14 protein-coding genes are annotated in these 19,788 nt (G+C 71.9%); 4 read left to right on the forward strand and 10 right to left on the reverse strand.

Annotated elements, in window-relative coordinates; genetic code table 11:
- Nucleotides 1-138 precede the first annotated feature (138 nt).
- The 3 genes from ACFQVC_RS24780 to ACFQVC_RS24790 form a co-directional block, all read right to left on the reverse strand.
- Nucleotides 139-1,404 (reverse strand): hypothetical protein, encoded by a 1,266-nt coding sequence (locus ACFQVC_RS24780; protein ID WP_381834359.1) that lies wholly within the window; start codon nucleotides 1,402-1,404, stop codon nucleotides 139-141.
- Between the two features lie 94 nt (nucleotides 1,405-1,498).
- A complete protein-coding gene (locus tag ACFQVC_RS24785; protein ID WP_381834362.1) occupies nucleotides 1,499-2,653 on the reverse strand; it encodes a hypothetical protein in 1,155 nt (384 codons plus the stop codon).
- A 140-nt stretch (nucleotides 2,654-2,793) separates the two neighbouring features.
- Complete coding sequence (locus ACFQVC_RS24790; RefSeq protein ID WP_381834365.1) at nucleotides 2,794-3,591, reverse strand: class II aldolase/adducin family protein; 798 nt, start codon at nucleotides 3,589-3,591, stop codon at nucleotides 2,794-2,796.
- A gap of 160 nt (nucleotides 3,592-3,751) precedes the next feature.
- Here ACFQVC_RS24790 and ACFQVC_RS24795 point away from each other — a divergent pair, with 160 nt between their 5' ends.
- The gene (locus ACFQVC_RS24795) at nucleotides 3,752-5,158 is read left to right on the forward strand and encodes an FG-GAP and VCBS repeat-containing protein (RefSeq protein ID WP_381834368.1); all 1,407 of its coding nucleotides are present in this window, start codon (nucleotides 3,752-3,754) and stop codon (nucleotides 5,156-5,158) included.
- A 62-nt stretch (nucleotides 5,159-5,220) separates the two neighbouring features.
- Entirely contained in the window at nucleotides 5,221-5,700 is a 480-nt protein-coding gene (locus tag ACFQVC_RS24800) for a pyridoxamine 5'-phosphate oxidase family protein (RefSeq protein ID WP_381834371.1), read from the forward strand.
- Nucleotides 5,701-5,730: 30 nt separating this feature from the next.
- Here the strand turns inward: ACFQVC_RS24800 and guaA are convergent, their stop codons facing one another.
- The gene (gene guaA / locus ACFQVC_RS24805) at nucleotides 5,731-7,308 is read right to left on the reverse strand and encodes a glutamine-hydrolyzing GMP synthase (RefSeq protein ID WP_381834374.1); all 1,578 of its coding nucleotides are present in this window, start codon (nucleotides 7,306-7,308) and stop codon (nucleotides 5,731-5,733) included.
- 347 nt (nucleotides 7,309-7,655) lie between these two features.
- On the opposite strand from guaA, the gene ACFQVC_RS24810 reads away from it, so the two are divergent.
- A complete protein-coding gene (locus ACFQVC_RS24810) occupies nucleotides 7,656-8,042 on the forward strand; it encodes a chorismate mutase (protein WP_381834377.1) in 387 nt (128 codons plus the stop codon).
- Between the two features lie 603 nt (nucleotides 8,043-8,645).
- Here the strand turns inward: ACFQVC_RS24810 and ACFQVC_RS24815 are convergent.
- The gene (locus ACFQVC_RS24815) at nucleotides 8,646-9,062 is read right to left on the reverse strand and encodes a hypothetical protein (RefSeq protein ID WP_381834380.1); all 417 of its coding nucleotides are present in this window, start codon (nucleotides 9,060-9,062) and stop codon (nucleotides 8,646-8,648) included.
- Nucleotides 9,063-9,283: 221 nt separating this feature from the next.
- Between ACFQVC_RS24815 and ACFQVC_RS24820 the strand changes: the two genes are divergently transcribed.
- Nucleotides 9,284-10,282: an LAETG motif-containing sortase-dependent surface protein gene (locus ACFQVC_RS24820; protein WP_381834383.1), complete on the forward strand. Its 999-nt coding sequence runs from the start codon at nucleotides 9,284-9,286 to the stop codon at nucleotides 10,280-10,282.
- Between the two features lie 182 nt (nucleotides 10,283-10,464).
- Here the strand turns inward: ACFQVC_RS24820 and ACFQVC_RS24825 are convergent, their stop codons facing one another.
- The 5 genes from ACFQVC_RS24825 to ACFQVC_RS24845 all read right to left on the reverse strand — a co-directional run bounded on the left by ACFQVC_RS24825 (nucleotide 10,465) and on the right by ACFQVC_RS24845 (nucleotide 19,685).
- Nucleotides 10,465-12,294 carry a GMC family oxidoreductase N-terminal domain-containing protein gene (locus tag ACFQVC_RS24825; protein WP_381834385.1) on the reverse strand — a complete coding sequence of 610 codons (1,830 nt, stop codon included), beginning with the start codon at nucleotides 12,292-12,294 and terminating at the stop codon, nucleotides 10,465-10,467.
- 39 nt (nucleotides 12,295-12,333) lie between these two features.
- Entirely contained in the window at nucleotides 12,334-13,953 is a 1,620-nt protein-coding gene (locus tag ACFQVC_RS24830) for a succinic semialdehyde dehydrogenase (protein WP_381834388.1), read from the reverse strand.
- 130 nt (nucleotides 13,954-14,083) lie between these two features.
- Nucleotides 14,084-15,967, reverse strand: coding sequence for a serine/threonine-protein kinase (locus ACFQVC_RS24835; RefSeq protein WP_381834391.1), 1,884 nt, complete (start codon nucleotides 15,965-15,967; stop codon nucleotides 14,084-14,086).
- Nucleotides 15,968-16,156: 189 nt separating this feature from the next.
- Nucleotides 16,157-17,806, reverse strand: a complete 1,650-nt coding sequence (locus ACFQVC_RS24840) for a serine/threonine-protein kinase (protein ID WP_381834394.1) — start codon at nucleotides 17,804-17,806, stop codon at nucleotides 16,157-16,159.
- 217 nt (nucleotides 17,807-18,023) lie between these two features.
- Nucleotides 18,024-19,685, reverse strand: coding sequence for a serine/threonine-protein kinase (locus ACFQVC_RS24845; RefSeq protein WP_381834396.1), 1,662 nt, complete (start codon nucleotides 19,683-19,685; stop codon nucleotides 18,024-18,026).
- Nucleotides 19,686-19,788: the final 103 nt, after the last annotated feature.

The raw sequence follows: 19,788 nt of genomic DNA on the forward strand, positions 1-19,788 counted from the left end.
CGGGCTCACCAGCCGTGCGACGCAATCCGTGACATGAACGCGAGTGGCGGTACGTTCGCCGCGGTGCCACGGAAGACCACCCCAGCAGAAGCCCGGGCCACCCCGGCGCGAGCACTCGCCGCCCCGCCAGGGCTCCCCTCACTCCGTCACCTCGATCGCGCACCGGTTGCTCTCCACCCCCGCAGCCGTGACGACTTGGACCTCGACCCTGCCGAGCTCGACGTCCACGGGCACCGGCACCGTGAGGACCGAGTCGGTGGGGTTGGTGAAGCCGCCGGGCACCGGCACCAGCGGCACATGGACGTGCACGGCACCGATCCGCACGACCATCCGGGCGAGCCGGTCGGGTGCCCCGGCGCCCGGCGGCACGAACCCGGCGCCGCGGATCTCGATGTCGTCGCCGGTGCGGATCGGCGCGTCCAGGTCGCCGGCCTCCCGCGCCCGTACCACCGAGAGAATCACCGGGCGCCCGCCCTCGGCGTACTTCCCGGCCAGATAGGTCGCCCCCGAGACGAGCACCAGCAGGGCAAGTCCCCAGGGCAGATCGGGCAGTTGGTCGGGGCGGCGCGCGAGCCGTACCGCGGCGAAGAGCACCGCCACCCCGCTCACCAGGACGAACTGCGCGTCGGCGAAGCTGCCGCGGCCCGCGTCGTCGGTGAGCAGATCCGCCGCGCGCGGCCGGTCCGCCCGCACCTTCTGCAGCCGCTGCCCGAGCACCCGCAGGGCGACGATCCGGCGTACGAGTACGGCGATCCCGCACACCACCGCGACGACCGTCAACAGCCCGCCGCAGCGCGCGAGTTCAAGGCCCGCGAGCAGGGCGTCGCGCTCGCGCGGCGCGGCGGCGAAGGCCAGTTGCCAGGCGAGCACGAGGACGGCGTAGCCGGTCAGGAGCATCCAGGCGGCGGCGACGGCGCGCGAGGTGGAGAGCCGGTTGTCCTCGCCGATCACCGGCGCGAGCACCCCTCCGCGCGTGCGGTGCAGCCGCGCCACCCCGATGAGCGCCCCGCCCACGAGCAGCGCGGCCAGCACTCCGGCGGTCCGTGTCACCGTCCAGCCGGCGCCGATCGCGGTGAGGGCCTGCACGAGCAGCAGTACGGCGAAGGCGGAGCCGACCGTCAACAGGGTGCGGTTCCACAGGAGTCGGAGCCAGGCCTCGCCCTCGGCCCGGCCGCGCTCGGCGACCAGGGCAGCCGACTGGGTCAGCTCGTCCGAGACCCACTGCCGCGAGGCGCCCGCGGAGTGGGCGAGCGCGGCGGGCAGCCCGGCGCCGGCCGCCAGCTCGTCCCGCTTGGCGAGGAATGCGGCGACCGCCTGCCGGTGCCCCGCGCGCGCCCCGTGCGGACAGTCGCCGCACGTGCAGCCGCCCCCGTGCGTCCCCTGTCGCGCCACTTGCACTGCCACGTGAGCTCCCCGTCCCTGAGTCCCTGATCGTGAACTTCCTTACGATGAAAGGGAATTGTGCCGTATCGGAACGTAATCCGTCCCTACGGGCAGGTCAGAGCGGGTGACCGGGCGCTTCGCGGGTTGACGCGGCCGCGCCCCGGCCGAGCACGCCGAGCACCCACGCCAGGTGCGGCGCCGCGCAGGCGATCAGCACCGGTGTATCGCCGTCGCGGCACTCGGCGACCCGCCAGTCGTCGGGGACGCGGACGGTCTCGTCGCGGTACGGGACACGGACCCGCTCGACCACCAGGTGCAGCGGCACCTCCCGGCAGGCGAACACACCGGTCGGATCGGGAGTGGCGGCGAGCCGTCCCGGGGCGGCGAGGAGGTGGTCGTACCCGTGCGCGCTGTAGGGCACGTCGCCGCGTACGACGCCCGCGAACACCTCCTCACGGGCGGGGAGCCGCGGGCACAGCGACACCGTTCGGCCTGTGGGCGCGCGCCGGGCACGCCGCAGCCGCAGGGCCACGACCGGGACCAGCGGAACGGCACCCGCGGCGGTCAGGGCGAGCGCCCCCGACGGCCGGTCCGCGATCAGGCCCGCGCCGAGCCCCACCGCGGCCAGCCAGATCGCGGCGGTGGCGGGAACGGCGAGCTGCGGAGGGGTACGTGCGCGGGCCGCCCGGCGCGAGCCGGCCGGTGACCGCGTCCAGCATGCACCCCACAGGGCTAGCGCCCCCAACGGCGCGACGCCCAGGGCGATTCCGGTGAGCATCTTCGGGTCGCGCAGCGCGCGCAGCCTGGTGTCCTGCCGGTGCCCGGCCGCCGCGACCGCCCTGACCTCGCCGCGCCAGCGCCCCAGCCGCACCGGGTCGCCCGGGCCGACGGCGTCGAAGACGGGGCGGTCGCCGTCCATCCGCAGCGTCCGCGCGGGCCCGTCACCGGCCGACCGCACCGTCAGCCGGTAGCTGGTGGAACGGCCGTGGAACGTCGCCGCGTCCTCGACGGTGGCCGGGGTCCAGCGCACACAGTCCCGCGCGGCAACGGCACCCGCTGCTCCGGCCGGGCAGGAGGGCGCGGCCCGGTAGCCGTCACCGTCGGCGAGCGCCCGCGGCACGGCGACACCGAGCAGCAGCGCGGAGCCGAGCAGCGCGAGCACCCCGCACACCGCGCCCACGACGGCGCCCGCGCCCGCCATCCGCCGACGCCCCGCCACCGGCCGCGCACGGTCCGCCACGTCGCGTCCCGAGGTCCCCTGCTCACTCACCTCGCGAAGCTGTCCCCCGCAGAGCACCCCTACTCCGGGCCGAAAGCCCCTGATCCCCCGGACCAAGGTCCCGTCATGAGCGGCCAGGCAACAGCACCAGGGCTCCTACGACGGCCAGCCCTCTGCGAATGTCAGGCCCCTTACGACAGCAGATCCGGCTCTCCCCGGCTGATGTCCTGCCACAGCGGCTGGTAGTTGATCCACGCCACGAGGTCGGCGCCCAGCTGGTCCCGCATGGCCATGGCGTCCTTGTGCCCGATGAGCACGGGGCGGCCCGCGGCCCGCGCCTCCAGCTGCACCTGACAGCAGCGTTCCATCGCGATGAACCACCAGGCCGCCGCGTCCACGCTGTCGCCGACCGTGAGGAGCCCGTGGTTGCGCAGGATCATCGCCTTGTGCGGGCCGAGCGCGGTGGCGATCCGCCGGCCCTCCGCCTCGTCCACGGAGACCCCGGTAGCGGCGTCGTACAGCGCGTGGTCCTCGTAGAACGCACAGGCCTCCTGCGTGATCGGTTCGAGGAGCTCACCGAGCGCGGACAGCGCGCGGCCGCGCAGGGAGTGGCAGTGCGCGACGGCGACCGCGTCCGGGCGCGCGGCGTGCACCTGGGCGTGCACGGTGATCGCGGCCTGGTTGACGTGATAGCGGCCCTCCAGGACCTGCCCCTCGCCGTCGACCAGGATCAGATCGCTCACGGTGATGTGCTTGAAGGGCATCCCGAAGGGATTCACCCAGAAACAGTCGGTGAACTCCGGGTCCCGCGCGGTGATATGACCGGAAACACCGTCCTCGTACCCGAACCTCCCGAAGAGCCGCAGCGCCCCGGCGAGCCGTTCCTTGCGGTGCCTTCGCTCATCGGCGAGGGACTCGTGTACGGGCGGCAGGGCGAACTGCAGTTGCTCGGTGGGTATCGGCGTGGGCGCGGGCATGGGTCCCTCCATTCCTGGTTGTACGGGGCGGAAGTTACCGCCGGTCAACTCAAGTGAACAGGGCCGCCCTGTGAAGAGAGTGCGCAGCCTCACCCGGTCAGCGTGTACCGCACAACCGTCACCGGCTCCCGTGAGTCTGCCTGGGCAGATCTCACCGCCCACAGGAGGAACCGTGCGTCACCGCTCCCTCACCCTGGCCGCGGGCTGCGCCATGGCCGTGGCCCTGCTGACCGCCGCCGCCGTCGCCGCGCCTGGAGCGGCACCGGCTGCCGGACCGGCCGCCGCACCGACCGCCGCACCCGCCGCCCCCGTCGGCGTACCTCCGAAGGCCGACTTCGACCGTGACGGCCACACGGACGTGGTGACCGGTGCGCCCTCGGCCACGGTGGCGGGGCAGGAGCGGGCCGGGTATGCCGCGGTGGCGTACGGCGGGCCCGGCGGCCGTCACCAGACGCTCACGGCCGCCGCACCGGAGGCGGGCGCCGCCTTCGGCGGTGACAGCACCGCCCGTGACTTCGACGGCGACGGCTACACGGACCTCGCCGTGCAGAACAGGACGGCTGTGGCCGTCCATTGGGGCTCGGCCCAGGGTCTGGCCGCGAAGGCGACCCCGCTGCCCGAGGCGGCCGCCGCGGGCGGATTCCCGGTCACGGCGGGCGACTTCGACGGCGACGGCAGCGCCGACCTGGTCGCGGGCAAGCGGGGCGGCGACGCATGGGGTGATCTGCGCGTCCTGTACGGCCCGTTCGGCCGCGACGGGGCCACCGCCCGCGCCGCCGACCTGCCCACGGGACGCACCTTCGAACCCACCGGCATGACGGCGGGCGACATCACCGGGGACGGCAGGGACGACCTGGTGACGACGCACGCCTTCGAGGAGATGTCGGAGTCGTCGCAGTTCTGGGCGGGCTCGGCGAGCGGCCTCTCGACCACGTCCAGGACCCTCACGGACGCCGCGTCGGCGACCATCGGCGACGTCGACAAGGACGGCCGCGGCGACCTGGTGATCCGTACCGTCCCCGGCGGCGTGGTGGAGAACCTCCCGTACGACGCGGGCACCGTCAAGGTCCTCTACGGCACCGCGTCCGGGCCGTCCACGACCCGCACCACGACCCTCACCCAGAACTCGGCGGGCGTGCCCGGCGCGAGCGAGGACGGCGACCAGTTCGGCGCCGCACTCGCCGCGGGCGACGCGAACGGCGACGGTTACGCGGACATCGCCGTCGGCATCCCCTACGAGGACCTCGCCGGCGCCGCGAACGGCGGCAAGGACGCGGGCTCCACGGTGCTCCTCAGGGGCGGTGCGTCCGGTCTGAGCGGCACCGGCGCACGGGCGTACCACCAGGACACGGCGGACGTCCCCGGCGTCGCCGAGGCCGGCGACCGCTTCGGCGCCGCGGTGGCACTCCCGGCGGGCCAGGGCCTGGTGGCCGGCGCCCCCGGTGAGGACACCGCGTCCGGCACCGACTCGGGCGCCCTGTGGCTGCGGCTCGCCGCATCGGGCACCTACGCGCTGAACCCGGGCGACCTGCAGGCGCCGGGTCAGGGCGCGGAACTGGGCTCGTACCTCACGGACTGACGCCGCGAAAGAACACGGGATACCCGACACAAGACGTCGGGTATCCCGTCCACGCTGAACGCATGACGTTCAACTGGGAAGCCTTCGCGACCGCCGAACCCGCTCTCGCCAAGACCGTCGAGGACCGCTTCGCCCTCTTCACCCACCACATCCTCGCGACCGTCCGCAAGGACGGCTCCCCGCGCACGACGGGGCTCGAAGTCCGGTTCCTGCACGGGGAGTTGTGGCTCGGCATGATGCCGAACTCGCTCAAGGCCCTTGATCTGCGCCGCGATCCACGGTTCAGCCTGCAGGCCAATCCGGGCGCGGGCGAGGAGATGGCAGGCGGCGACATCCGGATCGCGGGCCGCGCCGTCGAGGTGCACGACCCCGCCGAGCGCGCCCGCTACACCGAGGACGTGAACCCTCCGGACCCGGCCGCCTTCCACCTCTTCCGCACCGAACTCACCGAGGTGGTACGGACGTACATCGAGGACAACACCTATCTGGCGATGCAGATCTGGAAACCGGAAGAGCCCCTGCGCACCGTCAGGCGGACGTAGGGGCTCTTCGCGGTCAGGCGGCGGGGATGATCACTCCCACTCGATGGTGCCCGGCGGCTTGCTCGTGACGTCCAGGACGACGCGGTTCACATCGGCCACCTCGTTGGTGATCCGCGTGGAGATCTTCGCGAGCACGTCGTACGGCATCCGCGTCCAGTCCGCCGTCATCGCGTCCTCGGACGAGACCGGGCGCAGGACGATCGGGTGACCGTAGGTACGGCCGTCGCCCTGCACGCCGACCGAGCGCACATCGGCGAGCAGGACGACCGGGCACTGCCAGATGTCCCGGTCGAGGCCGGCGGCGGTGAGCTCCTCGCGGGCGATGGCATCGGCCTCGCGCAACAGGTCGAGCCGGTCCTTCGTCACCTCGCCGACGATCCGGATGCCGAGGCCGGGGCCCGGGAAGGGCTGGCGCTGGACGATCTCGTCGGGCAGGCCGAGCTCCTGGCCGACCATGCGGACCTCGTCCTTGAACAGCTTGCGCAGCGGCTCGATGAGCTGGAACTCGAGGTCCTCGGGCAGACCGCCCACGTTGTGGTGGGACTTGATGTTGGCGGTGCCGCTGCCGCCGCCGGACTCGACGACGTCCGGGTAGAGCGTGCCCTGCACGAGGAACTCGACGTCCCCCGAGCCCTCGGCGACGATCTCGGCCTGGGCCTGCTCGAAGACCCGGATGAACTCCCGGCCGATGATCTTCCGCTTCTCCTCCGGGTCGGAGACGCCGGCGAGGGCGGACAGGAACCGCTCGCTCGCGTCCACGACCTTCAGCTGCACGCCGGTCGCGGCCACGAAGTCCTTCTCGACCTGCTCGGTCTCGCCCTTGCGCATCAGGCCGTGGTCGACGTACACACAGGTCAGCTGGGAGCCGATGGCCTTCTGTACGAGAGCGGCGGCGACGGCGGAGTCCACGCCTCCGGACAGACCGCAGATGGCGCGCTTGCCGCCGACCTGCTCGCGGATCGCGGCGACCTGCTCCTCGATCACGCTGCCGGTCGTCCAGTCCGGCTTCAGGCCCGCGCCCCGGTACAAGAAGTGCTCAAGAACCTGCTGGCCGTGCGTGGAGTGCATCACCTCGGGGTGGTACTGCACGCCGTAGAGCTTCTTCTCGTCGTTCTCGAAGGCCGCGACCGGCACGACGTCCGTGGACGCCGAGACCTGGAAGCCCTCGGGGGCGGCGGAGCAGGCGTCGCCGTGCGACATCCACACAGACTGCTCGTCCGGGGTGCCCTCGAAGAGCGTCGAACCGGACCTGGACACATGCAGGGGGGTGCGGCCGTACTCGCGGGCACCGGTGTTGTCGACGGTGCCGCCGAGCGTGGTGGCCATGAGCTGGAAGCCGTAGCACATCCCGAAGACCGGGACCCCGGCCTCGAAGAGGGCACGGTCCACGGTGGGGGCGCCCTCCGCGTACACGGACGACGGGCCGCCGGAGAGGATGATCGCCGCGGGGTTCTTGGCGAGCATCTCGGCGACCGGCATGGTGCTCGGCACGATCTCGCTGTAGACCCGGGCCTCCCGCACGCGGCGGGCGATGAGCTGGGCGTACTGCGCACCGAAGTCGACGACCAGGACGGTGTCGGGGGCGGCAGCTGAGGACTGTGAAGACACTGCTGGCACTGCGGCGGCCTTCCGGCGGTGGGGAGGGGGTCTCTGTTTGTCGATTCTAACGGCGCACAGGAGTGCCTCTTCGTCTCACCATCCGAACCCGGGACCGGCCCGCCTTGACCGGGCACGCGCGCGTGGGGCCATACTGTCCCCGTGACCAAGCAGACTCCCGCGTACTTCGCGTTTACCTATGGCAACCGGCCCACCGGCTGCCATGGTCGTGCTGCTTGATCCACTGACAAGCGACTTCCCAGGCGCCCCGGGCCGACAAGGCCCGGGGCGTCTGTCGTATCCGGGCCCGGTCGCCCCGGGGGCACCACGATTGCCGACCGCGACAGGAGCCCCCGCTCATGACCACCACCGCCACCCCCACCGCTCAGGCCACCGCCCCTCACACCACGGCCGCTCCCGCCACCGCCCCCACGGCCACGGCCGCTCCCGCCACGGCCCAGGCCCGGGTCTCCCCCGAGAAGACCGGTGCCCGCACCGCCGAGGCCGCCGAGCTCATCGGCGGCGCCCGGGAACGGATCGACGCGCTCGACGACCGGATCATCGGCCTCGTCCAGGAACGGATGGCCGTCTCGGCCGTGATCCAGGAGTCCCGGATCTCGTCGGGCGGCCGCCGAGTGAACCTCTCCCGCGAGATGGAGATCCTCGACCACTACAGGACGGCGCTCGGCAAGCCCGGCACGGCGCTCGCGATGACGCTCCTCGAGCTGTGCCGGGGCCGCGTCTGAGACGGGGCACGGCCGTGTCCGAGTCGGGGCGCGGCCCCGCGTGTGCGGCCCCGGCGGGCGCACCTGAGTTCGGGCGCGCTCTCACCCGTACGGCGCGTGACCGGTCCGCGCCGGGCTTCGTTGGTCCCGGTGTCCGTGCCAGCCAGGGGCGGGCCCGAAAGAACCACGCGTGGCTCCGCTGGAGCGATGAGACGTACGGATGGTGCCGTGCGTCGTGGGACCTCGCTCCAGAGCGTGACCGGTCGGCAGGGGACAGCAGCCCGGTCACCTTGGGAAAGATTGGTCGGCTCCGGGGACGCCCGGAGCCGGCCGACGGCCCCCGGCAACCATGGCCAGAACTGGCCGAAACGGTTGCGCGGGCCGTGGCTCATCCAGGACGATGCGTTACAGACGCACTCCAAGTCCCGTACTGCACAACTTCATTGCCATTGGTCGAGACCAGCCGTGCGCCCCTCGTGCGCCGGGTCGCCGACCGGCTCCCCCGAAACCAGCGGCGCACCCCCCCGGCGCCGCCCTGCGGCACCGACGCTGCCCTGACGTCGGTGCTGACAGCCAAGGGCCCCGCGGCTCGCACTCCGCGGGGCCCTTCGCTGTCATCAAGCGCTACCCGGCGGCCTTCTCCAGCTCGGCGATCTGGGCGTCCACCAGGGCCCTGGGCACCTCGATCCCAGCGGTGCCGCCGAGGTTCGCCGAGTAGAACACCGCGACGGTCGAGCCGCTGCGCACGACCGTGAACGCCATCGCGCCCTTCTGTCCCTCGGCCGACCCGGTCAGACGGTAGGCGACGGACTCGTCACCCGCCTTGGGGTCGGGCTGCGCCCGCACACCGCTGTAACTGCTGCCCTGTGCACCGAACTTCCGGCACTTGCCGACCGCTTCCCGCACCCCGGCGAGCACCTTCTCGGCGTCGGCCTGCTCGTGGGCGAACAGCGCGACCGACGACAGTGCGCTGAACTCGGCGTCCGCGCCGCCGGCGGCAATGCGCGCCTTGGCCTCGGGGTCGGTGGAGTACACCACCATGTCCACGAGCGGCCCGCAGGCCCCGGCCTTCGCCGACTCCCCGGTCTTCGGGAAATCCCGTGAGTCACGTCACATAAAGATCCCGTGAGTTCGCAGACAACCATTCACAGCTTTCACAGGTCATGCATGCGTATCAACGGCCACACCCGCGCCCCACCGCGGAGGCCTCCACCTCCGTGCCGTGCGTGACGCCCGGTACGCCGGACTTCCCGAGGTCTTCCATGAAGCTTCGCCGTGTCATGGCCACCGCGGCCGCGACGGCAGTCATAGCCCCGGCCGCGCTGCTCGCGGCGCCGGCCGCGTTCGCGACGGAGGAGACGACTCCGTCTCCCACCGCGAGCGCCACCGAGTCCAGCCCCGAGACGACGACTTCGGCCCCGGCGCCGACCGAGTCCGCGACCAAGACGGGCAAGCCGACCGAGGCGCCCAGCGAAACCGCGTCGGAGACCGCCAAGCCGACCGAGGCGCCGAGCGAGACCGCCTCGGACACCGCTTCGCCGAGCCCCTCCGAGTCGGAGTCGGACGAGCCCACCGACGAGCCCACCGACCCCTCGGAGTGCGTGGACTCCAAGGTCGATGTGGACATCAAGGGCCTGCCCGGCAAGATCGCCGCGGGCTCCGGCCGGCACAAGTTCAAGATGACGGTGGCCAACAACTCCGAGTCCACCCTCACCGACCTGTTCTTCCTGGCCGGCGCCTCCGCCGACAAGGCCGGGGAGAACATCTTCAAGAACAAGCAGGTCGAGCTCCAGGCCCTCAACGAGGACACCGGCACCTGGGAGAACATCGGCACCGACGGGCACGCCGTCGGCTTCGTCGGCTGGACCGACGAGCTGAAGCCCGAGTACCAGGTCGACATCCCGCTGCGGATCAACGTCAAGAAGAGCGCCCCGGTCGGCGCCGGCTTCTCGCTCGGCGGCAGCGTGTACAGCGACGAGGACGCCGAGTGCGTCGGCTTCGGCGAGATCGCGTACAAGTTCCAGATCGTCGCCGCGGGCACCGACACCGAGGACACCAAGCCGCAGACGGGCGGCCAGGTCCCGGTCACGGACGAGAAGCCGGACAAGGACGACGCCGCCAAGGTCACCGGCAACCTCGCCGAGACCGGCTCCAGCTCCGCCCTTCCGGTCATCGGCCTGATCGGCGGCATCACCGTCGTCGCCGGTGCCGGTGTCGTCTTCGCGGTCAGGCGCCGCAAGGGTGAGGGCGCGGTCGCGTAACGACCACCCCGTCGGGACACGGTCAACTCCCGTACACGACAAGGGACCTGCACTCGGAGGGGGGTGCAGGTCCCTTGCGTTCGTACAGGTCCCTTGCGTTCGTACAGGCCCCTTGCGTTGGTGCAAGTCCCTTATGCGTGCCGTGCCGGTCCCTTATGTGTGCCGTGCCGGTCCAGGCGCCGTCACTTCTTCGGCGGCACCGCGGGCATCCCCAGGAACGGCAGCTTCAGGGCGCCGAAGGCGTCGGCGGGAACGGCGGGCGCCTTGGGCTCGATCGCCTCCACCCGCACATAGCGCTCGCCCTGCGGCGGACGCGGGTCCTCCTGGCCCTTGTTCGGCCACAGCGACATCGCGCGCTCGGCCTGCGCGGTGATCGTCAGGGAGGGGTTCACACCGAGGTTCGCCGTGACCGCCGCGCCGTCGACGACGGATATCCCGGGGTGGCCGTAAAGGCGGTGGTACGGGTCGATCACACCGGTCAGCGCGGAGTCGCCAATGGGGCAGCCGCCCAGGAAGTGCGCGGTCAGCGGGGTGCCCATCAGCTCGCCGATGTTCGACCCGGCGAAGCCGTTGATCTCCTCGGCGAGCAGCGTCGCCGCCTCGGTGGCTTCCTTGATCTGGTCGGGGTTGGGCGCCCCATGCCCCTGACGTGCCGTCAGCAGTCCCTTGCCCAAGCCCTTTTCCTTGCGGTACGTGGTCAGGGAGTTGTCCAGGGACTGCATCACCAGGCCGATGATGGTCCGCTCCGACCAGCGCCGGTTGGACAGCGAGCGCAGCATCAGCAGCGGGTGGCGGGCGCAGTTGCCGAGCCAGCCCAGGACACGGCGTGAGCTGTAGGGCACCTGGAGGATCGTCATGCCGCCCATGGCGTTGGAGCCCTTGCCGTAACGCACCGGCTCGATATGGGTGTTGGCGTCCGGATGGATCGAGGACGTGATCGCGACGCCCTTGGTGAAGTCGACCTTCGCGACGCCATGGCGCTTCTTGTACCGGCGGTTGTCGGTCTGGGCGCCCACCAGGGCCTCGGAGTTGGTGCGGGTCAGATCGCCGAGCCGGTCCGAGATGTGCGGCAGCAGGCCGCTGTCCTTCATCCGGTGCAGCAGCGTCTGGGTGCCGTAGGTACCGGCGGCCACCACGACCTTCCGCGCCCTGAACACCCTGCCCTTGCCCTTGCGTTTGTCGTCGGTGGGCAGCGTCGCCACCGCGTAGCCGCCGCGCGAGTCCTCCGTCACCGAGACGACGGAGGTCATCGGGTGGACGGTCGCGCCCGCCTTCTCGGCGAGGTGGAGATAGTTCTCGTTGAGGGTGTTCTTCGCGCCGTGCCGGCAGCCCGTCATGCACTCACCGCACTCGGTGCAGGCCTTGCGGGCGGGGCCCGCGCCGCCGAAGTACGGGTCGGCGACCTCGGTCCCCGGCGCCGCCTTCACCTCGCCCGTCGCGTCCTTGCCGTCGCCGTAGAACACCCCGACCGGCGCCATGTGGAAGGAGTCCCCGACACCCATCGCCTCGGCCGCGGCCTTCAGATGGACGTCCGAGGGCGTCGTCGTCGGGTTGAGCCGCACACCGAGCATCCGCTGCGCCTGGTCGTAGTACGGCTTCAGCTCCTCCTGCCAGTCGGTGATGTCCTTCCACTGCGGGTCGTTGAAGAACGGCGCCGGCGGTACGTACAGCGTGTTGGCGTAGTTCAGCGAGCCGCCGCCGACACCGGCGCCCGCCAGGACCATGACGTTGCCGAGGAGATGGATGCGCTGGATGCCGTAGAGGCCGAGCGCCGGGGCCCACAGATAGTTCTTCAGGTCCCAGGAGTTCTTCGGCAGCGTGTCGCGCGTGAAACGCCGGCCGGCCTCCAGGACGCCGACCCGGTAGCCCTTCTCGGTCAGCCGCAGGGCGGAGACGGAGCCGCCGAAGCCGGAGCCGACGACGACGACGTCGTAGTCGTAGTCGTGGTCGGCACTCTCCTCCGCCGATGCCCGGCTGGAGACAGACTGGTCCTGTGACACCGATACCTCCATAGAAACGTGCAGGTCAGCCGCGTACTGGCAGCAGGGGGGTCAGCGCAGGCGGAAGGCCTTCATCGCGCGCAGGCTGCGGGTCATGAACGCCGCGTACTTCTCGTCGTCCATCCCGAACGACGGCGCCATCGGCATGATCCGCTGATGGGCGACGGTCTGCGCCTCGGTGTACTTGAGGATGCCCTCGGAGCCGTGCCGGCGGCCGAGCCCGGAGTCCTTCATGCCGCCCATCGGCGACTGGACGCTGCCGTACGCGGGCGCGTAGCCCTCGTTCACATTGACCGTGCCGGTGCGCAGCCGCGCGGCGACGGCGCGGCCACGGCGGCCGTCCTTCGTCCACACCGAGGAATTGAGGCCGTACGCCGTGGAGTTGGCGAGGCCGACCGCCTCGTCCTCGTCCGTGAAGCGGTAGACGGAGACGACCGGGCCGAAGGTCTCCTCGTTGCACACGGACATCGGGGCCTCGACGCCGTCGAGGATGGTCGGCTCGAAGAAGTACGGGCCGATGTCGGGCCGGGCCACACCGCCCGCGACCAGCGTGGCGCCCTTGGCGACGGCCTCCTCGACATGCCGGGTGACGGTCTCCAGCTGCCGCTCGCCGACGAGCGATCCCATGTCGGCGCCGTACGCGAGGGACGTGCCGAGGCGCATCGCCTTGGTGCGGGCGGCGAAGCGCTCCACGAAGGCGTCGGCGATCGACTCGTGGACGTACAACCGCTCTATGGAGATGCAGAGTTGACCGGCGGAGGAGAAGCAGGCACGCACGGCGCCGGCCGCGGCCTTCTCCACATCGGCGTCCTCGAGGACCAGCATGGCGTTCTTGCCGCCGAGTTCGAGCGAGACGCCGACGAGCCGGGCGGCCGCGCCCTGGGCGACCTCGCGGCCCGTGCGGGTGGAGCCGGTGAAGGAGACGTAGTCGGCGTACTTGACCAACTCGGGCCCGACGACCGGGCCTTCGCCGAGCACCACCTGGAAGACCTCGGCGGGAAGCCCGGCCTCGATCAGCAGGTCACGCGCCCACAGGGCGGTCAGACAGGTCTCGGTGTCGGGCTTCATGACGACCGCGTTGCCCGCGACGAAGGCGGGGAGCGCATCGCCCACCGACAGCTCAAGGGGGTAGTTCCAGGGTGCGATCTGGCCGACGACACCGCGCGGCACCCGGTTCTCGCTGACCTTGGTGAGCGTCGGCACCGCGCCCGTGTGCCGCCTGGAGCGCAGATACGCCGGCGCCTTGCGGCCGTAGTGCCGGGCGGCGACGGCGACGGCCTGCACTTCCTCGTGCGCGTGCAGCCGGGCCTTGCCGGTCTCCAGCTGGATCAGGTCGAGCACCTCGGCCTGGCGGGCGAGCACCAGGTCGTGGAAGCGGAGCAGCACCGCGGCCCGCTTGCGTACGGGCGTCGCGGCCCACGCGCCCTGGGCGGCCCTGGCCCGCTCGAACGCCGTCGCGACGTCCTCGGGCGTGGACTCGGGCAGATCCGCCAGCTTCTCGCCGGTGAACGGCGTGTGGTTGGCGGTCCGCCCCGAGCCGACGACATCACGGGTGAGCCGGGCTACGAGGTCGGGGGTGACCACATCGGCGGCGGTCCGTGCGCCCGCGGGCGCGGGGGCGAGGGGGTTGGTGCCGTTCTTGGCCGGGGCGGGGGCCTGCGAGTCCGTCATGAGCGTGAGCGTACGACTCCGGAAACCTTTTGGGTACCCGTCGGTAATCAGCTTTCACGGAGTAGGCACATTGCGCCAGTGGTCACTGGCAACAAAGGGCCTGATCAGCGGCGTTGTCAGCCCTTGACGGTCACAGCTTCTTGATGTCCAAGTTCTCGATCACTGACTTGGCTACCTCGCGGCCGCGCTCCGTGAAGTCGCCCTTGCCGGGGTACCTGATCGCGAGCTTGTACATGTCGCCGCCCTTGGTCCGGTAGTAGAGGACCTTGGCCTCCCGCGGCGCCTCCAGGTCGTCGGGGCCGCCGTCGAGCTGGCCCGCGTACACGACGGTGTTCTCGGCCGCCTTCTGGCCCTGGTACTTGGCGTCGTTCTTGGTGGTGACCTTGGCCTTCTCCATGTCGGCCTCCGGCAGGATGTCCGAGGACGACGTACCGCCGCGAAGGTCCTCCGCGTCCTCGTACGCCTCGGCCGCGGCGCTGCCGGAGATCTCGTCGGTGTCGTCCTCGGACTTCTTGTAGAGGTTCAGCTCGACGCTGACGACACCACTGGGATCGCTGTACTCGATGAAGTGCTTACCCCTGTCGAGGTCGTCGGGCTCATTGGTCTTCACGTACGCCGCGGGCAGCAGCACCGAGGCGTCAAGGCCCTTGAGGTCGCGTGACTTCCAGCCCTCCGCGTCCGTCACGGAGCCCACGAACGGATCGACGACGACCAGCGCGGCCGCCGCCACCGCCGCCACGACGACGGCGGCCGCGCCGATCAGCACCTTGCGGCTGACCCTGATGCCGTCCACCGGACCCCGCGCCGTCCCCAGGGACTGCACCTTCGTCGGCGCCGGCGGCTTCGCCGCGTCCTGGAGCAGCTGGCGGACCTGGGCCGCCGTCGGGCGGTGGTTCGGGTCCTTGTTCAGGAGCCGGTTGATGGCGTCGGCGAGCGGGCCCTTGGCCGCGTTCGGCGTCGCCGGGGTCGCGTTGATCACCGACTGCAGCGTGGCCGGTGTGTTGTTGCGGCGGAACGGCGAGACGCCCTCCGTCGCCGCGTACAGGACCACACCGAGCGACCACAGGTCGGAGGCCGGGCCCGGACGCTGCCCCAACACCCGCTCGGGCGCGATGAATTCGGGCGAGCCGACGAAGCCGCCGGTGTCCGTCAGATTGGTCTCGCCCTCGATCTGCGCGATCCCGAAGTCCGTGAGGACGACCCGGTCGTGCCGGCCCAGCATCACGTTGTCCGGCTTCACGTCCCGGTGCAGGATGCCCGCCTGGTGCGCGGCGTCCAGGGCGTCGAGGACCTCGAGCCCGATCCGGGCGGCCTCGCGGGCGCCGAGCGTGCCCTCCTGCAGCGCGTCACCGAGCGTGCGGCCCTGCACGAACTCCATGACGATCCAGGGCTGGCCGTCCTCGACCGCCACGTCATGGACGTTCACCACGGCCGGGTGGTCGAGCCGCGCCGCGGCCCGTGCCTCACGGCGCATCCGCTCGAAGGCGTTGGCCCGCTCCCGGTCCGGCAGATGGTCGGGAAGCCGCGGCTCCTTGACCGCCACATCACGGTCGACCGTCTCGTCCTTGGCCCGCCACACCGTGCCCATGCCGCCGTGGCCGAGCTTGGACAGCAGGCGGTAGCGGCCCGCGACCAGACGGCCCGCACCCGGATCGGGCTGCGCCTGCTGCTGCGGCGCCACCTGCGTGGGCACGGCGTGCGCCTGCGGCGGCGCGGGCGGCCCGGGGGCGGGCGGGGCCTGCTGCGCGTAGGGGTTGGGCTGGCTGGGGTCGTACGGGCCGGACTGGCTGGGGTCGTACGGGTTGGGCTGCTGCGCCTGCTGCGGCGGTCGCGGCTCGTACGAGGTGGGCTGGTACGGGGTGCCGTAGCCGCCCTGACCTCCCTGGCCGCCGTGCCCTCCCTGGCCGCCGTGCTCTCCCTGGCCCCCCGGCGGCTGCTGCGGCTGCTGTGGCGGTTGCAGACCGAAACTCGTCGGGTCGTTCGGGCCGTAAGGGGGTCCCCCGTGGTTGCTCATGCGTCATTGCTATCGCGTGCCACGGCCCCACATCCACCCCGGGTGGACAGCGGTCACTGACCCGTGACCCGGGGCGCCGGATATCTGGGGGTTGGCCGGAATTTGACGCTCGTCCGGGCCCTTGGGCACGCGTTCACCGTGACCGGGTCCTGACGAACCGTTCACCGTGACCGGGTCCTGACGAACCGTTCACCGTGACCGGGTCCTGACGAAGGTGTCGAGCGCCGTGTCGAAGTGCCGTTTCGCCTCGTCCGCCCGGCCGGCCGGCGCCGACACCCACACGTCGTACATCCGGCCGCCCTCCTCCCAGGCCAGGTCGTACATATGCCGCCTGCCGCGCCCATCGCCGAGACCGTCCCCGTCCCAGGTGAACTCCCACAGCGCGGCGGGCCTGCCGTTGTGCGTGGTCTCGGTGACCTCGCCGGCGCGATAGCCCTCGTGGCTGCGCGGCCCCTCCCGGTGAGCGCGCCGCAGCGCCGCCACCGGGCCGCCGGTGACCGGGTCCGCCTCCTTCACCCCGATCCGGAACACCCCGCCCGGCGCCACGTAGAAGATCCGTCGCGACTCCGTCGCACGCTCGTAGCCGCGCGGCACGGCGAGCGAGAACCCGGCCGGGTCGTGCACCGTCCGGTACCCGGCAGGCGCGGACTTGGCGCCCGTCGGCTCCCGGGTCACCGTCACCGTCGGCGTGGGGCCCGAACTGCGCGTCGCAGAAGGGGAGTCGGACGCCGGCCCGCCGCCCTCGCCGTCCCGCCCGAGCAGCAGCCCCGCCGCGGCACCGGCGGCAGCCGCGAGCGCCACCACGAGGGCCCCCGCGACCAGCGCGGCCCGCGCCCGGCGGCCGCGCGGCCATCCGCCCCGCCAGCCGAGAGGCCGGGCACGCGGCCACCGGGGACGGCGCCCGGCGGCAGAGCCGTTCCCCGCGGCCGGGAGCAGCGGACCAAGCACGGGCCCGAGCACCGGGTGACGCGGCGGCGCACCGCCCGAGGGCGCCACATAGGGCGCGATCCCGGTCTCGACGTACGACCGCAGGAGCCGCTCCGCCTCCTCGGCGTCGATCCTGCGCTCCGGATCGCGCTCCAGGAGCCCGCGGATCACCGGCAGCAGCGGCCCCGCCACCGCGGGCGGCCGCAGGTCCTCCATCAGTACGGCGGCCACGATCCCGCCCAACGTGTCGCGCCGGAACGGCGATTCACCGGTCAGCGCCGCACACAGCAGCACACCGAGCGACCACAGATCGGACTCGGGCCCGGCCGCGCCGCCCGACATCCGCTCCGGCGCGGTGTACTCCGGCGAGCCGACGAACGAGCCGTGCTCGGTGAGCGTCGTCGACCCGGCGACCTGCGCGATCCCGAAGTCGGTGAGCACCACCCGGCCCGTGTCGCTCTCCATGAGGACATTGCCGGGCTTGAGATCACGGTGCAGCACACCCCCGGTGTGCGCGGCCCGCAGCGCCCCGAGCAGCGCCAGACAGAGCCGGGCCGCCTCCGCCGGCACGAGCGGCCCCGCCACGGCGAGCCGGTCCGCGAGCGAACCGCCCTCGATCAACTCCATGACGATGTACGGATGTCCGTGCTGCACCACCACGTCATGGACGGTGATCACATGCGGATGCCGGATCTGGGCGACGGTGCGGGCCTCCCGCAGGGTGCGCTCACGCAGCTGCTGCGCCTCGTCGGCCAGAAGCGCCGAGCCGAGGAGGACTTCCTTGACGGCCACCTGCCGGCCGAGCAGCTCGTCCATGGCGCGCCAGACGACCCCCATGCCGCCGCGCCCGAGTTGAGCCTCCAACCGGTAACGGTCCGCTATCAAGCGGCTGTTGCCCCGCTCGCTCGCCATGGACTCATCATGCCGCACACCCGTACGGACGCGCCCCGCGCGTTACGGCCACCCTGCCGCCGAGGCTATGGGTGTCGGCCACTCAGCTTATGGCTCCAGGTCACACCGGGTGACCGGGCCTCATGGCCGCTCGTACGGCCAAGGGACACGCACCACCGCTCACGGCCGTGCGGTCCAGGGACGCGCACCGTCGCTCACCCTCGGAGCTCACGGTCACTCATGGCCGCCAGCCGCGCAGCACGCTCTCGAACTGCTCCCGCGTCTTGTCCCAGTCCGCCGCCGGGCCCGACATGTAGATCGCGTACTCCGTACCGTCCGGGGCGAAGTACAACTGGTCGATCGCCCGCCGCTCGCCCTTGTTGGCGCCCTTGGTCTCGGTCCAGGTGAACTCCCACAGCGCGCCACGGTTGCCGCGGAAGGTGTTGGCCGTCAGCTGCATCCGGTCGTACGTCGGCAGCCGGCCCATGCCCTGCTTCTCCATGGCGAGAGCGTGCAGATAGGAATTCTCGTGCTCGGGCTTCTTGTTCACACCGATCCGGATGAAGTGCCGCCCGCCGTCCGGGGTGTAGTCGATCTGATCGCCGAACGTACGCCGTTCGTAGTCGGGCGGCACCAGCAGACTGAAGCCGCCCACGTCGTCCCTGATGCGCTTCCAGTCCTTCGGCAGCGCCCCGGCCGTCTCCTCCTTGCCGCCTCCGTTGCGCCCCTGGCCCTGGTCTCCTTCGTCCTGCGCGTACTTGAGGATCCCGACCGCCGCACCCACTCCGACCAGCGCGGCAGCCACCACGACCGCGACGGCCGTCCGCCAGGTGCGCTTGCGGCCCCGGCTCTGCGGGGGCGGCTGCGACGGCGCCTGGTACGGCATTTGGTGCGAGGTCTGCGGTGTCTGCGGGGTATGCGGCGGCTGCATGTTCTGCGGGGTATGCGGTGGCTGCGCCGGCTGCACGTTCTGCGGGGGCTGCTGCTGCGCCGTGGGGCGGAACCCGGTGAGCTCATCACCGGAGATCCGCCGCGTCGGCACATACGCGTGCGTCGACTGCGGCACGCGGCCCTCCGCCACCTCCGCCAGCATCCGCTCGGCCTCCTCGGCCGAGGGCCGCTGCGCCGGGTCCTTGCGCAGCAGCGCCGTGATCACCGACGCCAGCGGACCGGCATGCTCCGCGAAGCCCGGGTCGTCCTCCACCACGGCCTGCATGGTGGCGAGCGGCGACTGCCGGCGAAACGGGGAGAACCCCTCGACCGCCGCGAACAGCGTCGCCCCCAGAGCCCATAGATCGGCCGCCTGCCCCGGGTCGGCACCCCGCACCCGCTCGGGCGCCAAATAGTCGATGGAACCGACCAGTTCACCGGTCTTCGTGATCGTCGAGTCACCCTCGATGGCCGCGATACCGAAATCCGTGAGCAGCACCCGGCCGTCCCGGGCGAGCAGCACATTGGCCGGTTTCACATCCCGGTGCAGCACCCCTGCGGCATGCGCGGCACGCAGCCCCCGCACCACCCACGCCCCCACACGGGCCGCCTCGGCCGGAGCGATCCGCTCGTCCTGCTGCACGGCGTCGGCCAGGGAGCGGCCGTCGACCAGCTCCATCACGATCCAGGGCCGCTCGTCGTACTCGAAGACGTCATGCACGGTGACCACGGCGGAGTGGTTGATCCGCGCCGCCGCCCGCGCCTCCTTCTGCGTACGCGCGAGCAGCACCGCACGCTCCGCCTCGGAGACATACAGCGCGGCCGTCAGCTCCTTGACCGCGACGGTGCGGTGCAACACCTCGTCATGTGCCCGCCACACCTTGCCCATGCCGCCGCTGCCGAGGCTCTCACCGAGCCGGTAACGGCCCGCGAGGAGCGAGCCCTGCGCCTTGCCTTCGGTCTGATCCACGTCCCCCGCCTGTCCTTGCTCCCGGCCAAGGGTATGGAATGGGCCGTACGAACCGGAAGGCGGCGGCCGGTTGTCGTCCGCAGGGGCATAGGCGGGGCATACG

The sequence above is a fragment of the Streptomyces monticola genome, assembly GCF_042665355.1.
Taxonomy (GTDB): Bacteria; Actinomycetota; Actinomycetes; order Streptomycetales; family Streptomycetaceae; genus Streptomyces; species Streptomyces monticola.

What these genes read in the sequence shown, in the direction of transcription:
- ACFQVC_RS24790 (WP_381834365.1), bottom strand. Translation starts at nt 3,591, where the DNA reads ATGGAGGGACCCATGCCCGCGCCCACGCCGATACCCACCGAGCAACTG.
- ACFQVC_RS24800 (WP_381834371.1), top strand. Translation starts at nt 5,221, where the DNA reads ATGACGTTCAACTGGGAAGCCTTCGCGACCGCCGAACCCGCTCTCGCC.
- ACFQVC_RS24810 (WP_381834377.1), top strand. Translation starts at nt 7,656, where the DNA reads ATGACCACCACCGCCACCCCCACCGCTCAGGCCACCGCCCCTCACACC.
- ACFQVC_RS24815 (WP_381834380.1), bottom strand. Translation starts at nt 9,062, where the DNA reads ATGGTGGTGTACTCCACCGACCCCGAGGCCAAGGCGCGCATTGCCGCC.
- ACFQVC_RS24820 (WP_381834383.1), top strand. Translation starts at nt 9,284, where the DNA reads ATGAAGCTTCGCCGTGTCATGGCCACCGCGGCCGCGACGGCAGTCATA.
- ACFQVC_RS24825 (WP_381834385.1), bottom strand. Translation starts at nt 12,294, where the DNA reads ATGGAGGTATCGGTGTCACAGGACCAGTCTGTCTCCAGCCGGGCATCG.
- ACFQVC_RS24830 (WP_381834388.1), bottom strand. Translation starts at nt 13,953, where the DNA reads ATGACGGACTCGCAGGCCCCCGCCCCGGCCAAGAACGGCACCAACCCC.
- ACFQVC_RS24835 (WP_381834391.1), bottom strand. Translation starts at nt 15,967, where the DNA reads ATGAGCAACCACGGGGGACCCCCTTACGGCCCGAACGACCCGACGAGT.
- ACFQVC_RS24840 (WP_381834394.1), bottom strand. Translation starts at nt 17,806, where the DNA reads ATGGCGAGCGAGCGGGGCAACAGCCGCTTGATAGCGGACCGTTACCGG.